This is a genomic window from Polaribacter sp. 20A6, assembly GCF_011378915.1.
Classification (GTDB): domain Bacteria; phylum Bacteroidota; class Bacteroidia; order Flavobacteriales; family Flavobacteriaceae; genus Polaribacter; species Polaribacter sejongensis.
Map to the genome: position 1 here is coordinate 177,707 of NZ_WTPZ01000001.1, position 16,470 is coordinate 194,176.

General features: G+C 30.6%; 13 protein-coding genes. 9 read left to right on the forward strand and 4 right to left on the reverse strand.

Going from position 1 to position 16,470, the window contains the following annotated elements:
* Window positions 1-43: 43 nt before the first annotated feature.
* Complete coding sequence (locus tag GQS57_RS00800; protein ID WP_165730282.1) at window positions 44-1,492, reverse strand: TonB-dependent receptor; 1,449 nt, start codon at window positions 1,490-1,492, stop codon at window positions 44-46.
* Window positions 1,493-1,571: 79 nt separating this feature from the next.
* Here GQS57_RS00800 and GQS57_RS00805 point away from each other — a divergent pair, with 79 nt between their 5' ends.
* From GQS57_RS00805 to GQS57_RS00825, 5 genes are all read left to right on the forward strand, one after another.
* Window positions 1,572-2,354, forward strand: a complete 783-nt coding sequence (locus GQS57_RS00805; RefSeq protein ID WP_165730284.1) for an MBL fold metallo-hydrolase — start codon at window positions 1,572-1,574, stop codon at window positions 2,352-2,354.
* 104 nt (window positions 2,355-2,458) lie between these two features.
* Entirely contained in the window at window positions 2,459-2,812 is a 354-nt protein-coding gene (locus GQS57_RS00810; RefSeq protein WP_165730286.1) for a hypothetical protein, read from the forward strand.
* 9 nt (window positions 2,813-2,821) lie between these two features.
* The gene (locus GQS57_RS00815; RefSeq protein WP_165730288.1) at window positions 2,822-3,622 is read left to right on the forward strand and encodes a cell envelope biogenesis protein OmpA; all 801 of its coding nucleotides are present in this window, start codon (window positions 2,822-2,824) and stop codon (window positions 3,620-3,622) included.
* 16 nt (window positions 3,623-3,638) lie between these two features.
* Window positions 3,639-4,124 carry a Rab family GTPase gene (locus GQS57_RS00820; RefSeq protein WP_165730290.1) on the forward strand — a complete coding sequence of 162 codons (486 nt, stop codon included), beginning with the start codon at window positions 3,639-3,641 and terminating at the stop codon, window positions 4,122-4,124.
* A gap of 5 nt (window positions 4,125-4,129) precedes the next feature.
* Entirely contained in the window at window positions 4,130-5,665 is a 1,536-nt protein-coding gene (locus GQS57_RS00825) for an ATP-binding protein (RefSeq protein ID WP_165730292.1), read from the forward strand.
* Window positions 5,666-5,715: 50 nt separating this feature from the next.
* Here GQS57_RS00825 and GQS57_RS00830 read toward each other — a convergent pair whose 3' ends face one another.
* The gene (locus GQS57_RS00830; RefSeq protein WP_240915406.1) at window positions 5,716-7,572 is read right to left on the reverse strand and encodes an LTA synthase family protein; all 1,857 of its coding nucleotides are present in this window, start codon (window positions 7,570-7,572) and stop codon (window positions 5,716-5,718) included.
* 49 nt (window positions 7,573-7,621) lie between these two features.
* A complete protein-coding gene (tsaD, locus tag GQS57_RS00835) occupies window positions 7,622-8,653 on the reverse strand; it encodes a tRNA (adenosine(37)-N6)-threonylcarbamoyltransferase complex transferase subunit TsaD (RefSeq protein ID WP_165730294.1) in 1,032 nt (343 codons plus the stop codon).
* Window positions 8,654-8,892: 239 nt separating this feature from the next.
* Between tsaD and GQS57_RS00840 the strand changes: the two genes are divergently transcribed.
* From GQS57_RS00840 to GQS57_RS00855, 4 genes are all read left to right on the forward strand, one after another.
* Complete coding sequence (locus GQS57_RS00840) at window positions 8,893-13,278, forward strand: translocation/assembly module TamB domain-containing protein (RefSeq protein WP_240915407.1); 4,386 nt, start codon at window positions 8,893-8,895, stop codon at window positions 13,276-13,278.
* Window positions 13,279-13,503: 225 nt separating this feature from the next.
* Window positions 13,504-14,487 (forward strand): 6-phosphofructokinase, encoded by a 984-nt coding sequence (pfkA, locus tag GQS57_RS00845; RefSeq protein WP_165730296.1) that lies wholly within the window; start codon window positions 13,504-13,506, stop codon window positions 14,485-14,487.
* A gap of 26 nt (window positions 14,488-14,513) precedes the next feature.
* Window positions 14,514-15,515 carry a type I glyceraldehyde-3-phosphate dehydrogenase gene (gap, locus tag GQS57_RS00850; RefSeq protein ID WP_165730298.1) on the forward strand — a complete coding sequence of 334 codons (1,002 nt, stop codon included), beginning with the start codon at window positions 14,514-14,516 and terminating at the stop codon, window positions 15,513-15,515.
* A 96-nt stretch (window positions 15,516-15,611) separates the two neighbouring features.
* Complete coding sequence (locus GQS57_RS00855) at window positions 15,612-15,980, forward strand: methylglyoxal synthase (RefSeq protein ID WP_165730300.1); 369 nt, start codon at window positions 15,612-15,614, stop codon at window positions 15,978-15,980.
* Here GQS57_RS00855 and GQS57_RS00860 read toward each other — a convergent pair.
* Window positions 15,973-16,353: a RidA family protein gene (locus tag GQS57_RS00860; protein ID WP_165730302.1), complete on the reverse strand. Its 381-nt coding sequence runs from the start codon at window positions 16,351-16,353 to the stop codon at window positions 15,973-15,975. The genes GQS57_RS00855 and GQS57_RS00860 overlap by 8 nt on opposite strands.
* Window positions 16,354-16,470: the final 117 nt, after the last annotated feature.

Genomic DNA, 16,470 nt, shown 5'->3' on the forward strand with positions numbered 1-16,470 from the left:
GTTTATAAAGTTTAGACTTAATAAGTAATAAAAGGTTTAATGCTTATTTTCTGACTCTTGTTCTAGAGTAACCAAAAAGTCTTTTTTGCTTTATGGTATCAGAAATTCCTTCAGGTAACATTTCTTCCCAGCCTTTTTCTCCGTTTAAAATCATTTTTAAGATAGTACGAGAAAAAATATCTAAGATATCTTTGTCAAAATCATCAATATTAACAAGTTTTCCGTTGTTTTTAAAGAACTTGTATAGTTCTTTCATTCTTGGGTGAACCTTTAGTTTTTCTATTGTAATATATTCGTCAGATTCCGTATCATGATAAGGATAGGTATATACTTTTAAGTCTCTGTAAAATAATTTACCAAAAGCTTCTAAGATTCCTCCACTTAAATTACGGTAATATTTTTCATCAAAAAGTTCTATAAGATTTTGACCTCCCATGGTTAAGCCCATTCTTTCTTTGGTAAATTCACTAAAATATTCTACCAATTTAAAGTATTGTTGAAAGCTTGTAATCATTACATTTTGTCCTAGAGAACAAAGTAATTCTGCTCTGTCTAAGAAATCTCTTTCATTAATTTTACCTTCAGAAGTTAGGTTACTTAGGGTAATCTCGAAAATTACTTGCGTTTTATTTTCTTCTACTTTATTTTCGGATAAAAATATTTTTTTAGACTTTTCATACATGTCCATATTTACCTTAGTAACAGGTCTAAAACTTCCACGTAAAGCTAAAATGTTTTTCTTATATAAAACTTGTGCTGGTAATAAGTTATTTCCGTCAGGGCCAAACATAACGGCATTTGTCATACCATTTTTTAGCAACTGTAAACTCATTAAACGGTTGTCTACATACATAAAACGAGGTCCAGCAAAATTAATCATATCAATTTCTAACTGGTCATTGCTTAAGTTGTCGTAAAAAGATTTTACTAAATCTTTAGGATTATCATTCAGATAAAAAGCACCATAAATTAGATTTACACCTAAAATACCTAAGGTTTCTTGCTGTAAACGAGCATCCGTTTCTTTAAAACGTAAGTGTAAAACAATTTCATTGTAGCCTTCTAGAGGGTCTAATTGAAAACGAATTCCTACCCAACCGTGTCCTTTAAATTGTTTTGCAAAATCTATAGTAGTTACTGTGTTGGCGTAACTAAAGAATAATTTATCTGGATGTTTTTGTCTGCTTAATCGATCTTCCATTAAATCGATTTCGTGACCTAACATTTTTTTTAAACGCGGCTGAGTTACATAACGATTGTCTTCTTCTACGCCATAAATAGCATCAGAAAAATCTTTATCATAAGCACTCATTGCTTTTGCTATTGTTCCTGAAGCAGCTCCAGATCTAAAAAAGTTACGAGCAGTTTCTTGTCCTGCGCCAATCTCAGCAAACGTTCCGTAAATATCTCTATTTAAATTAATTCTTAGCGCTTTGCTTTTAATTGTAGGAACACTACTAATCTCTTGATCTCCTTTTAAAGATATTGCCATATAATGCTATTTTTTAAGGTTGAAACAAATGTACTAAAATAGAAGGCTATCAGTCAATTTTTATGCTATTTTTGTTGGAATGAACTTTACCAAGAAACAACTCAATATTACCTTTTTAGGAACAGGGACGTCACAAGGAATTCCTATGATTGCAAGTAATCACCCTGTTTGTTTGTCTAAAAACTTAAAAGACAAACGTTTAAGGTCTTCTGTTTTAATTTCTTGGGACCATGTTTCTTATACTGTAGATTGTGGTTTAGACTTTAGACAGCAAATGTTAAGAGAGAATGTACAATCTTTAAATGGCGTCTTTTTTACGCATGAACATGCAGATCATATTGGTGGTTTAGACGATTTAAGAGCTTTTTGTTATCAAATTGGGGAAATGCCAATTTATTTATTGGAAAGAACCTTGCTAAGTTTAGAAAAAAGATTTGATTATATTTTTAGTGTAGAAAACAGGTATCCTGGTGCGCCGAGTGTATTGCCAAAGTTGGTAGATAAAACAAGTTTTAATGTAGAAGGAGTAAAGGTAACACCTATAGAAGTTTTGCATGGAAAATTACCTATTGTTGCATACAGGTTTGGAGATTTTGCTTATTTAACAGATGTAAAAACGGTTTCTGATGAAGAGAAATTGAAATTGAAAGATTTAGATGTTTTAGTAATAAACGCATTAAGAATAGAAGAGCATCCTACTCATTTTAATTTACAAGAAGCCTTAGATTTTATTGCTGAAGTAAAACCTAAAAAAGCTTACTTAACTCATATTAGTCATAAACTAGGTTTTCATGATGAGGTATCTAAAATGTTACCCGAAAACGTGTTTTTAGCCTATGATGGTTTAAAAATAACAGTTTAAGATTATAAAAACTCTTTTTTGATGTATATTTGTTAGGAGTGCCTAATTTTTACCACTCATTAAGAACAATAACAATTACTTACAGTAACCAACTTTTAGTATAAATGGAAAAAAATTCAGAAAATAAACAACCTGCAGTTGAAAATCATAAAATTGATGATAGAATTGCAGCGGTAAGAGACTTGATTTTTGGAGAAAACATGCAGCAATATAGTACAGAATTTGCTGATGTGTACGACCAGATAAAAACATTAAAGGATCAAACTAATAAAAATCTATCTGAGTCTGTTACAAACCTAGAAAATAAATTAGCAGATCTAGAAAGTTTAATGGAGCACAAGTTTCAAGACTTGAATGATGATTTAGATAAAAGATTAGCTGATTTAGATGATGAAAAAGCAGACAGAAAAAAATTAGGTAAAGCTTTAGAGAAAATTGCATTGATGTTGCAAGAATAAATGAAAAAAATGCCTGCAGATAACAATAAAGACAATCGTTTTGAGTTGCTCAGAGACCTTTTATTAGCTGATGATAGAGAGAAATTTGATTCTCTTAGTGAAGAAATTATCCTTAGAGAAAAACTTTCTAAAAGAGTGGCACCTCTTGTAGATGAAAAAATTACTGACTTACGTAATAATTTTTCAAGAGATTTTGGAGACACCATTACAGAGACGATAAAAGTTCAAATAAGAGACTCTCAAGATGAAGTTGTAGAAGCCTTATACCCAATTATGGGTAAAATGGTTAAGAAATTTATTGTTGCAGAAATCACTAAATTATCAGACAGTATCAATGAAACTGTAAAAGAGAAATTCTCTATTCAACAAATTATTAAAAGATTTTTTAAAGGAAAAAGAAATGATGCTGGTATTATTTTAGAAGGGGTTTTTGAATTTGTTATAGAAGAGGTTTTTATCATAGAAAAAGAATCTGGTTTACTTTCTGGAAATTATTCTAGAGGGAATATTGCAGATAAAGATATGATCTCAGGTATGTTAACAGCTATTAAATCTTTTGCTGAAGATGCCTTTTCTAAAGAAGGTCAGGATTTAGAAAATATAAAGTTCGAAACTTTTCAGCTTTCTATAAAAAACTTTAAAACTATTTATATTGCCATTGCAACTTCTGGTGTTATCACAGAAGAGATTGCAGAAGAATTGACTGACAATATAAACAACTTATCAGAAATTATTTTAAGAGATCGCTCTTATTTATCGGATGAAGAGCGTTTGAATAATTTAATTTTAAACGAATTGATTAAAGAGTAAAAATTATTCAGAATTTATGATTGCAAAAAAAGTACTACTCGTTGGTAATTTTGGTGTTGGTAAAACATCCTTAATTAGACGGTTTGTTTTAAATGAGTTTTCTGAAGATTACATCAGTACAATTGGCGTTAGAGTGAGTAAAAAAATAATGGAATATAAAAATGAAACTATTAAATTGATGATTTGGGATGTTGCTGGTACAAGTGGCAATGATAAAATACCCAAAGCTTATTTTTTAGGGGCTAATGCGGCAATGTTTGTGTTTGATGTAAGCAGAGAGGAAACCTATTTAACTATAGACGAGAATTTAAATATGGTTAAAGAATTGTCTGGTTTGCAAAACATAACGGTGGTTGGTAACAAAAAAGATTTACTTTCTGCAGAAGAATTAGAAAATGTAGTACAGAAAGTTTCTGTACATATAGATTTAATTACCAGTGCCAAAGAAGATGAAAATGTTGAAGATGCTTTTATGAAATTAACCACATTAGCTTTAAAATAATACTATTGATACCTGCAAAAATAGATGATGTTTTTATACAATTAACTACCGATTATTCTGGAGTTATTACAAACATTGTTGCAGGGAGCTTTGCTAAAACTGCATTTATAATTCAAGATTCTATTTACGATTTTTGTCCTTTCTTAGAAGGAACTTTAGAAGCTTTACCGTTAAATGATCCCTTTTTATTAGAGGGAATGGTTATTGTTTCTGAAAACACAGAATATAATATAGATTTAGAACTTTTTAAAGAGGATACTCAAATTACTATTTTAATACATAATAGAAGCAATGTATATAAATATGTAAGTGAGCTAAATCAAAATAGAAATGATATTTTCTTTATCAAAAGAGAACTTGCAGAGAAAAATATTGAATTAGAAAAACTACGAAAAATTGCGGATAAAGCGAACGAAGAGAAGTCTCGTTTTTTAGCAATGATGAGTCATGAAATTAGAAATCCATTAAACTCAATTCTTGGATATTCTGAAATGATTTCATCAGAAAAATTGAATAAGAAAGTTGCCGAATACATTAAAAACTTATCCTCCGCAGGAAAAAATTTAAAGGTTATAGTAGATGATATTTTAGATTTATCTCGCATAGAAGCTGGTAAATTGGTTTTGGTAAATGAAGAAATTTCTATTTTAGAAACCATTCAGAATTGTAAAAACGATTTTCAGCATATTCATACTAATAAAAATGTAGAACTAGTTTTTTTAGCATCAGATAAACTGCCGGAAATTGTTTTAGGTGATGCTGTAAGAATTCAACAGGTACTATCAAATTTAATTAGCAACGCTATTAAGTTTACCAATAAAGGGAAAGTTGTTATAAGTTTAAAGATAGCTGCTGAAACAAAAAATAAGATTACCGTAATCTTTGAAGTTACAGATTCTGGTAGAGGGATGAGCGAGTCTCAACGTTTAAAAATATTTGAAGAATACCAACAAAACGAATTAAATGACCATCGTGTTTATGGTGGAGCTGGTTTAGGATTGGCTATTGTAAAACGTTTGGTAGAAGCCATGAATGGTAATATCTCTGTGAAAAGTGAATTGAATAAAGGAGCTTCCTTTTTTATTGAAATTCCTTTTGAAAAAAAATCAAAATTAAAGAAACAGGTAGTAATATCAGAAGAGGTTAAGAATAAAAATATCGATTTAAAAGGAAAAAATATTTTAGTGGCTGATGATGACCTGATGAATCAAACAATAGTTGCGCATATTTTGAAAAAGGAAAAAGTGAATGTAACCATTGTAAATGATGGTTTAGAGGCGCTTTCTAAAATTGAAAATGAAGTTTTTGATGTTGTTTTATTAGACATCAACATGCCAAATATGACTGGTGAAGAATTGATGAAAAAGAAAGCGACTATTACAAACGTTAATGCTACAACTCCTTTTTTAGCATTAACAGCCAATGCTTCTACCGAAGATATTGAAAGGTATTTAACATTAGGTTTTTCTGGAGTTATCTCCAAACCTTATACTATTGTTGAATTTATTGAGAAAATTAAAAGTATTTTTCTTCCTCAATAATCGATTAAATAAAAGAAATCTTATAATTTTTAGTATTACTTTTTATAAACCTAATCACGTTCTAGAAAATCTTGAAAAGCTTCTTGAGAAATCGATTTTCCTAAAGAGTCTAATTTTGCTGCTTCCTTACCTTCTTCTAAAATTGCTTTCTTGCTAACATGATCAAATAAATAGAGCCCGTTTTTAGAAAGTGTTCCAAAACCTTTGTTAAAGATATAATGTGCGTATTGTTTATCGGAGGTATTAAAGATGTTTTTGCTAAATTTAAATTCAGAATTATCTCCTTTTAGTAAGTCTAGAAGCGTGTAAGACAAATCTACCTGACTAGCAATATTGTCTATTTCAATTCCTTTTTTGTTTAGAGCGCCACCTAACCATAACATAGGTATTTGAAATTTTATAGGCGCATTAAAGGTGCCTTTGTGTGCTGGAGAACGGTGCCCGTGATCTGCAATAATAACGATTAAGGTGTTTTTGTACCAAGGTTGTTGTTTTGCAAAATCAATAAATGTACCAATGGTTTTATCTGTGTAAGCATGCGCGCTTCTGAACTTATTTTCTTCCGTATCTTTTCCAAATTTGTAGGTGTCAGGGAACTCGTAAGGCTCGTGACTTGTAAGTGTTAACGCTATTTTAAAGAAAGGTTCGTTTTGTTTTTTAGTCAAATCGTCTGCTAAACGCTTCATAAACACGTGGTCGTGCGCTCCCCATTTAGAGTTCCAATCTTTTTCATCAAAATCATTACCATCTACAAAATCGGTAATTCCTGAATTTCGTAAATAGGTATTCATGTTACCAAAGTTTAAATCGCCACCATAATAAAATGAAGTATTGTAGCCTAAATCCATCATTTTTTTAGGTAACATTGGTAGGTTTCTACTTTTATTTGGCATTTTCATAATGCTCTGCGATGGTTGCGGATAGTAGCCACTTAAAATAGCAGGAATCCCTTTATCTGTTCTATCTCCGTTCGCATAGTAGTTGGTAAACAAAATACCTTCTTTAGAGAGCTTGTTTAGGTTTTCTGTTACATTAGGTTCGCCTCCTAAAGAGCCTACAACTTTTGCAGTTAAACTTTCCCAGATAATAAAGATTACGTTGGGTTTTGTGGTGTTTAAAATACTGTCAGTATCAGCTGTTAAAAGTTGAGATCTTCTTTTTTTGATGGTGTTTTTAGCTATTTCACTATCAAAAAAATTATAAGGGTTTTTTCCGTCCGGTTTATGTGTAAGTGCGTTAAAAAAATTCCAAGCGTAATTTATGGATGCATGGTTTGCAAACATATTACTAGAAAAGTAAACATTACTTTGGTTAACAGGTATGGTTTGTAAACCGCCTCTTACTGGTATAATTAATGCCGCTGTTATTAAGAAAAACAGCACCGCTTGTAGCCAAAAACCTTTTTCTACCTTTGCTATTTTCTTTGAAATAATGTTGTTGAACCATTTTATAAAGACAAAAGAAGTTGCAATCCAAAATAGAGTTCCGGTTATCTTTTGAAAAGTAGAAACAGAAGCAATCATAATTTCTGGAGTATTTAAATACTTTAGTAAAGCAGTATCTAAACGCGTTCCCCAAGATTGATATAAACTGGCATCTATAATTAGTAATAAACTTAAAATAACAATCATAATACTCGAATACCACTTTATAATGGTTCCAATTATTTTTGAATTGATAAAAACAGAAAAAATGATGATTAAAAACGGAGTAAAACATAAATATGCGGCAAAAGAACTGTCTAATCGTACACCGTAAATAAATGTTTTTAGTGTCGTTAAAAAGTCTAACTCTTTCGTCTTATCAACATAAAAAAGAAGGAAAAATAATCGTGCAAACGCAAAATATCCTATCCATAATAGAAAATAATAAATATTGAATAGAAATCTGTTTTTTAATGTTTTCAAGGAGTAGAAATTCAGTTTGTTAATTATGTTTGTTTTATTTAAAAAGTTCCTAAGAATTCTCAGTAACTTTTAATCGCGCTTTTGCAGTTACAGAAACATCAGAATAATCGTTGTTTAAGTATTTTAAATAACCAGTAATGGCAATCATTGCAGCATTATCGGTTGTATATTCAAATTTAGGAACATAGGTGGTCCACCCAAAATGTTTTTCGGCTAACTGTAAACGATGTCTAATTTCTGAATTTGCAGAAACTCCACCAGCAATAGCAATATGTTTAATGCCTGTTTGTTTTACCGCATTTTTTAATTTATCCATTAAAATCTCTACAATTGTATATTGTATAGAAGCACAAATGTCATCTAAATTTTCTTCGATAAAATTTGGGTTTATTCTTACTTGTTTCTGAATAAAATATAAAATCCCCGTTTTTAATCCACTAAAACTAAAATCTAAATCGCCTACTTTAGGTTTTGTAAACTGAAAAGCTTTCGGATTTCCTAGTTTTGCATGTTTGTCTATTAAAGGACCTCCAGGATAAGGAAGGCCTAAAATTTTTGCAGATTTATCAAAAGCTTCACCAACAGCATCATCAATGGTTTCACCTAAAACTTCCATTTCAAAATGATTGGTCACTTTTACAATTTGTGTGTGTCCGCCACTAATGGTTAAACAGATAAAAGGAAAAGGAGGCATTTTGCTATTTTCATCCTCAATAAAATGAGATAGAATATGAGCTTGCATATGATTTACATCTATTAAAGGGACTTGTAAACCTAAGGCTAAAGATTTTGCAAAAGAAGTACCTACAAGCAAAGATCCCATTAAACCAGGACCTCTTGTAAATGCAATTGCAGATAAATTTTCTTTAGTTATATTTGCTTGCTCTATAGCTTGTTGCACTACGGGAACAATGTTTTGTTGATGCGCTCTAGACGCTAATTCTGGAACAACACCACCATATTTAGAATGTATTTCTTGGTTAGCAACAACATTACTCAGCACTTTTGCGTTACAAATTACTGAGGCACTTGTGTCATCACAAGAAGATTCTATCCCTAATATATAAACCTGTTTTTTCATTAAAAATGATAATTTAAAGCAAAATTAAGGATTATTTTATGTTGTCTTCCTTTTTTAAGAATAGAAATTTAATTCTTTGTTAAATTTGCACGTTCTTTGTAGTAATTGGCAACGTTTTTGATTACTATATATCATCTTTGTTACACTCATTTTAAATAGAAAAAATTATCAAAAAAGTTGGAAAAATAATACTGAAATGGCTTGGGTACTTTGTACTCTTTTTACTGTTCATTTTTATTTTGATTTCTTTACCTGCTGTACAAACAAAGTTAGGTAGTTATGCCACCCAAAGACTTAATGAAGGTTTTAATACGAATATTTCTATAGAAAAAATAGACCTATCCCTTTTAGGGAATATTCAGTTAAAAGGAGTGGATATTAAAGACCATCATCAAGATACTTTAATCTATGTTAAAAAATTATCGAGTTCCATTCTAAATGCCAAGAATTTTTTAGATAATAAAGTGAATCTTGGTAGTATTTCTTTAGACGGTGCTTATGTTTATATGAAAACCTATAAAGGAGAAAAAGATGACTCTATGGCTGTTTTTATAGATAATTTTAATGACGGCACTCCAAAAGACTCTCTCTCCAAACCCTTTATCTTAAAGTCTGATAACGTTTATGTGAGCGATTTAAATTATAAATTGATCAACGAAAATAGTAATAATCCTATTTTATTTTCTGCAAGTAATGGAGGTGGAAATTTACAAGATTTATTGGTTTATGGACCTGATTTTTCATCGAACATAAGAGGTCTTTTCTTTGTGGATAATAGAGGTTTAGAGGTTACAAACTTAACAACAGATTTTTCGTATTCTAGAACGGAAATGCATTTTGTAAATACATCATTACAAACTAGAGAATCAAATATTAAAGGTACCATAGCTTTTAACTACAAAAGAGAAGATTTAATAGACTTTAATAATAAGGTAGATATTATAGCCGATTTTAATAAAAGCACTATTTCTATACCAGATTTAAAGAAGTATTATAAAGAGTTGTATGGAAATGATATCGTTACTTTTACGGGAGACTTTAAAGGAAGGTTGAATAACTTCTCATTAAATAATCTTAAATTAAGCTCTAATAGAGGCATTAAAGTAATTGGTGATTTAGGTTTTGTAAATGCGGTAGATTCTGAAAAAGGTTTTGTTTTTAATGGTAATTTAAGAGATGTAACAGCTACTTATTATGACTTAAAAAGTATTTTACCTAATGTTTTGGGAAAGACACTGCCATCGGAATTTGCTAAATTTGGAAGATTTACTTTAAAAGGGCAAGTACATGTTACCTCTAAAGAAATTAAAGCTAATTTAGACTTACAATCTGAAATAGGGAATGTTGTATCCGACTTGCAAATTTCTAATATAGACGATATTGATTATGCTGCCTACAGCGGAAAAATTGCCTTAAATACGTTTGATATTGGTGAGCTGTTTAATGATCCCTTATTTGGTGATGTTTCCCTAAAAGGAGATGTAAAAGGTAGTGGTTTTAAATTGGATAATATTAATACTTCTTTTATAGGTACTGTAGCAGAGCTTAATTTTAAAAAATATACTTATAAAAATATTGAAGCAAATGGCCAATATCAAAATAATAAATTTGATGGAGATTTAAATATAGATGACGTTAACTTTAAAATGAAGTTTAACGGATTGGCAGATTTGTCTACAGATATTAATAAGTTCGATTTTAAATCGAATATAGAATACCTTAATTTAAAAGAAACAAACCTTTTTACAAGAGATAGTATTGCTGTTTTAAAGGGAGATATAGTATTAGATGTAGAAGGAAATACTTTTGATGATATTACTGGAAAAGCAACTTTTACAAATATTTTATACACAAACCAAAAAGAAGAATTTAATTTTAAAGAATTTAATGTATTATCTTCTTTAAAAGATAGTATTAAAACAATAGAAGTAGTCTCTAAAGATATTGCAGAAGGATACCTTACGGGTAAATTTTCTTTTTCTGAATTGTTACCCGTTGCACAAAATGCATTGGGTAGTGTTTATACAAACTATACACCTTTTACTGTAGCACCAAATCAGTTTCTAGATTTTAATTTCACGATTTATAATCAAATTGTTACGGTGTTTTTTCCTGAGATTTCTATTGATAACAACACAAAGATAAAAGGTAAAATTAAAGCAGATAAAAACCAATTAAGGTTAACGTTTTCTTCGCCCAAAATAGAAGCTTATGGTAGTGAAGTAAAAGATATTTTGTTGAGAACAGACAATCAAAATCCGCTTTATAATTCACATTTAACAGCATCCGAAGTAAATACAAAGTATTATAATGTTTCTAAATTAAATTTATTAAGTTTAAATCAGAATGATACCTTGTACTTTAAATCAGAATTTAAAGGAGGTAATAAAAAGAATGAAAATTTTAATCTCGATTTTTTCTATACATTTAATCCGGAAGGAAAATCTGTTGTTGGTCTCGAAAAATCATCCTTAATCTTTAAAGAAAATACTTGGGAGATTAACCCAGACGTATTAAATAAAAATAAAGTTACTTTCAATATTAAAGAAAATGATTTTAACTTTAGTCAGTTTAAATTTACTTCTGGCGAGCAAAAAATAGAGTTTTCTGGTAGTGTAAAAGGAGATTCTGAGAAAGTGCTTTTAGCCGATTTTACAAAAGTAAAGTTAGAGAGTTTTTTACCTAAAATTGATAGTCTTGCGTTAAAAGGAGTTTTGTCTGGTCACGTAGATTTTGTTCAAAGTAAAGGTGTTTACAATCCGGAAGCATTACTTTCTATTGCAGATTTTCAAGTCAATAATTTTAAACAAGGAGATTTATCCTTAAATGTAAAAGGAAACAATTCTTATAAAAAGTATCAAGTAGATTTATCTATAAATAATGAAAAGGTAAAAAGTATTGCCGCAACTGGTTCTTTAGATTTTTCAGAAAAAAGACCTTTAATAGATTTAGATGTTTACTTAGAAGAATTTGGCTTAGATGCTTTCAGTCCGCTCGGGCAAGACGTTTTATCATCTATAAGAGGAACTGCCAATGGAGATTTTTCTTTAAGAGGTTTCTTGGGAAACCCCGAAATGGAAGGTACTTTAACCCTTAAAAATGCAGGTTTAAAGTTTCCATACCTTAATGTAGATTATGATTTTGAAGGAGAATCTATAATCAGTTTACAAGAACAGTCGTTTATTTTTGAAGAAGTGAAATTGGTAGACACCAAGCATAAAAGTCGTGGGAGGCTTATTGGAGATATTACCCATTTGAATTTTAAAAAGTGGTTTTTAAATATAGAAATAGAGAGCAATAATTTATTAGTTTTAGATACTAAAAATACTGATGAATCACTTTATTATGGTTCTGCTTTTATAGATGGTACTGCTAATATTACAGGGTTAACAGATCAATTAACAATAGATATTAATGCTAAAACAATGCCTGGTACTGCATTTGTTGTTCCTTTAAAAGATATAGAAACCGTAGATAGCTATAATTTAATCCATTTTAAAACGAAGGAAACTGGAATTCAAGAAAAACAAAAAGAGGTTGCTTTAGAAGCTATTAAAGGATTGTCTTTAAATATGGATTTAGATGTAACAAGCGATGCAACGGCTCAGGTGGTTATAGATGAGGTGAATGGGAGTCAGTTAACTGGTAGCGGTAAAGGAAATCTAAGGATAGAGATAAATACGCGCGGTAAATTTAACATGTTTGGCGATTATATGATAGATAGTGGTGTTTACGATTTTAAATATGGAGGCATTGTAAGTAAACCATTCTTAATACAAAAAGGAGGTACGGTTTCTTGGAGCGGAAATCCGTATGAAGCCAATTTAGATGTAACAGCAATTTATAAGGCAAAAGCCAACCCGGGAGTTTTATTGCAAAATTTTAATTCTAATAGAAAGATTGAGGTAGATCTAGTAACCAAAATTACAGGAGGTTTATTTAGTTCTAAACAAGATTTAGACATTCAATTAACAAATGTAGATCCATCGATTGCGAGTGAGTTAGAGTTTATTTTAAATGATAATAATGTAAACGAGAAAACAACCCAATTTATATCATTACTTGCTTTTGGTAGTTTTGCAAACCCAGATAGAGCAGATTTTAATGCAGGTGAAACCTTCTCTAATACAGCTTCTAGTGCAGTGTCTGCCGCTTTTTCTAGCTTATTAAATAATCCTGATGGTAAATTTCAATTAGGAGTAGATTATCAGCAAGGAAATAGTGGTACAGATATAGGAAGTTTATATACAGATAATCAGGTTGATGTTTCTGTAAGTACACAATTAGGAGATAAAGTTGTTATTAACGGTAAAGTGGGAGTACCTGTTGGTACACAAACGCAATCTAGTGTGGTTGGTGAGGTAAAAGTTGAAATTCTATTAAATAAAGAGGGTAATTTTAGAGGTGTTATTTTTAATAGACAAAACGAAATACAATATTCTACAGAAGAAGAAGGCTATACGCAAGGTGTCGGACTTTCTTATCAGGTTAATTTTAATACACTTTCTGGCTTGTTAAGAAAAATTAAAGGAAAGAAAAAGGTTGTTAGAGAAAACGAAACTTTCATAAAAAGAGATTCTACCTTAAGATTAAAGAATAAGTTAATAAATTTCGAAGGAAACTAATAAACTTACAATTTATTAAAACAAAAGTGATTTTTATCATTTAATTTTTTCGAGTTCATGGTTATTTTTGCGTCTGAAAAAATAATAACAAAACAATAATGTATACCATTAAAATAATTAAAAAAAAATAGCTACTTTTCACTTATAATAACGAAAATTAGCCTAAAACGATTTCGTAATTTTATTATTTTAAATGGTTATAAAGCAGTAAATTTACATCAGGATATGAAGAAAATTAAAAAAATAGCAGTTATGACTTCTGGAGGAGATGCTCCAGGAATGAACGCCGCAATTAGAGCAGTAGTTAGGTCTTGTGCCTATTATAGTTTAGGTTGTGTAGGTATATATAGAGGATATGAAGGTTTAATTGAAGATGATCTTGTAGATTTAAATGCAAGGAGCGTTCATAATATTATTAACAAAGGAGGAACAATCTTAAAATCTGCTAGATCTAAGGGGTTTAGAACCAAAGAAGGTAGACAGAAAGCTTACGAAAACTTAATTGAACGTGAGGTAGATGCACTAGTTGTAATTGGTGGAGATGGATCTTTTACTGGAGCAGTATTGTTTAACGAAGAATTTGGTTTCCCTGTAGTAGGTATTCCAGGTACTATTGATAATGATATTTTTGGAACTTCACATACATTAGGGTATGACACCGCTTTAAATACAGCCGTAGAAGCAATTGATAAAATTAGAGATACAGCATCTTCACACAACAGACTTTTCTTTGTTGAGGTGATGGGGCGTGACGCAGGTTTTATCGCTTTAAATGCAGGTGTAGGAGCAGGAGCAGAAGAAATCTTAATTCCTGAAGAAGATTTAGGATTAGATAGAATGCTAGAATCTTTAGAAAGAAGTAGAAGAGCAGGTAAATCATCTAGTATTGTAGTAGTTGCAGAAGGTGATAAATCTGGTAAAAATGTATACGAACTAGCTAGTTATGTAGAACAAAACTTACCAGAATATGATGTTCGTGTTAGTATTCTTGGTCATATGCAAAGAGGAGGTTCTCCTTCTTGTTTCGATAGAGTTTTAGCAAGTAGACTAGGTGTAAAAGCGGTAGAGTTATTATTAGATGGTAAAACAAATCTAATGGTAGGTTTAAAAGATAATTTAGTAATTAGTACAGATATTAAAGTAGCAATTGCTGGTGGACATTCTATAAACCACGAGTTACTTAGAATTTCTGATATCATAACAACATAAAAAATAATTAATTAAAAACTAGTAAAATGATTAAAATAGGAATTAACGGATTTGGTAGAATTGGAAGATTAGCATTCAGATCTACAGTAAATAGAAAAGACGTACAAGTAGTAGGAATTAATGATTTATTAGACGTAGATTATTTAGCTTACATGTTAAAATACGATTCAGTTCACGGAGCATTTGATGGTACTGTTGATGTAAAAGACGGTAAGTTAGTTGTAAACGGAAACGAAATTAGAATTACAGCAGAAAGAAACCCAGCAGATTTAAAATGGGATGAAATTGGAGCTGAATATGTAATCGAATCTACAGGATTTTTCTTAACAGAAGAAACTGCAGGGAAGCACTTAGAAGCAGGAGCTAAAAAAGTAGTATTATCTGCACCTTCTAAAGATCATACACCAATGTTTGTTATGGGTGTTAACAATACAGAATTAAAAGCAGATCAAAAGATTTTTTCTAATGCATCTTGTACTACAAACTGTTTGTCTCCTATTGCAAAAGTATTAAACGATAACTGGGGTATCTCAGAAGGTTTAATGACAACTGTACATGCTGCAACTGCAACTCAAAAAACTGTTGATGGCCCTTCTATGAAAGACTGGAGAGGTGGACGTTCTGCAATTGGTAACGTAATTCCTTCTTCAACTGGAGCTGCAAAAGCTGTTGGAAAAGTAATTCCTGCATTAAACGGAAAATTAACTGGTATGGCTTTTAGAGTTCCTACTATGGATGTTTCTGTTGTAGATTTAACTGTGAAGTTAGAAAAACCAGCAACGTATGCAGAAATTTGTGCTGCAATGAAAGCTGCTTCAGAAAGTGATGCAATGAAAGGTGTTTTAGGATACACTGAAGATATGGTAGTTTCTCAAGACTTTGTTGGAGATACTCGTACTTCTATCTTTGATGCTAAAGCTGGTATCGCATTAAACGATAACTTTGTAAAAGTTGTTTCTTGGTATGATAACGAAATGGGTTATTCAACTAAGATTGTTGATTTAATCGAATATGCTGCTTCTTTATAATATAAAGTAGCTTACATATAATAAAAAGCCTGATAGAATTAATTTTCTATCAGGCTTTTTTTTTATCTTTAGATTAAATAAATCTAATACTATTTTATGGAAATAGCAATTATTGCACATGATGGCAAAAAAGCAGAAATGGTTCAGTTTTTAAATGAACATAAAGAAGTTTTGCTTACAAAAAATATAAAGTTAGTTTCTACAGGAACTACAGGTTCTAAAGCAGAAAAAGCGGGTTTTGTAGTTGCAAAATTCTTATCTGGTCCTATTGGAGGCGATGCGAAAATTGCAGCAAGAGTTGCAGAAGGTAAATGCAATATGGTCTTATTTTTTAGAGATCCTCACGCAAAACACCCTCACGAACCAGATATTATAATGCTGTTAAGAATTTGTGATGTACACAATGTTCCGTTAGCAACAAACCCTGCTTCTGCAGACTTGTTAATGAAGGCAATTGCTATTTAATAGCAATTGCACTTATTTCTACATTTACAAACTTCGGTAAGTTAGCTACTTCTACAGTTTCTCTTGCAGGAGCTGTTTCTTCGTTAAAATAGTTTCCGTAGATAGCATTTATTTCTCCAAAATTATGCATGTCAGAAATAAAAATAGAGGTTTTAATGACGTTTTCGAAAGTCATATCAGCGGCAGCCAATACTTCTTTTAGATTTTCCATAACCTGAGTTGTTTCTTCTTTTATAGAAGATAAAACCAATTCTCCATTTTCTGGATTGATCGCAATTTGACCAGAAGTGTATAAAGTATTTCCGCTTAATACAGCTTGATTATATGGTCCTATTGGAGCTGGTGCTTTTGTAGTTGTTATTATTTTTTTCATTAGATTTTATGTTTCTAAATTAGAGAATTCTAAAGTAACAAAGTTAATAAGTTTTAACGATTGTTCGTATGAGAGAGTCTAAGTATTTTAGTTTTGAATACTGAATACTGAATACTG

Bases quoted from the DNA above. Each gene is read 5' to 3' on its own strand.
- GQS57_RS00800 (WP_165730282.1), bottom strand. From the start codon at position 1,492: ATGGCAATATCTTTAAAAGGAGATCAAGAGATTAGTAGTGTTCCTACA.
- GQS57_RS00805 (WP_165730284.1), top strand. From the start codon at position 1,572: ATGAACTTTACCAAGAAACAACTCAATATTACCTTTTTAGGAACAGGG.
- GQS57_RS00810 (WP_165730286.1), top strand. From the start codon at position 2,459: ATGGAAAAAAATTCAGAAAATAAACAACCTGCAGTTGAAAATCATAAA.
- GQS57_RS00815 (WP_165730288.1), top strand. From the start codon at position 2,822: ATGCCTGCAGATAACAATAAAGACAATCGTTTTGAGTTGCTCAGAGAC.
- GQS57_RS00820 (WP_165730290.1), top strand. From the start codon at position 3,639: ATGATTGCAAAAAAAGTACTACTCGTTGGTAATTTTGGTGTTGGTAAA.
- tsaD (WP_165730294.1), bottom strand. From the start codon at position 8,653: ATGAAAAAACAGGTTTATATATTAGGGATAGAATCTTCTTGTGATGAC.
- pfkA (WP_165730296.1), top strand. From the start codon at position 13,504: ATGAAGAAAATTAAAAAAATAGCAGTTATGACTTCTGGAGGAGATGCT.
- gap (WP_165730298.1), top strand. From the start codon at position 14,514: ATGATTAAAATAGGAATTAACGGATTTGGTAGAATTGGAAGATTAGCA.
- GQS57_RS00855 (WP_165730300.1), top strand. From the start codon at position 15,612: ATGGAAATAGCAATTATTGCACATGATGGCAAAAAAGCAGAAATGGTT.
- GQS57_RS00860 (WP_165730302.1), bottom strand. From the start codon at position 16,353: ATGAAAAAAATAATAACAACTACAAAAGCACCAGCTCCAATAGGACCA.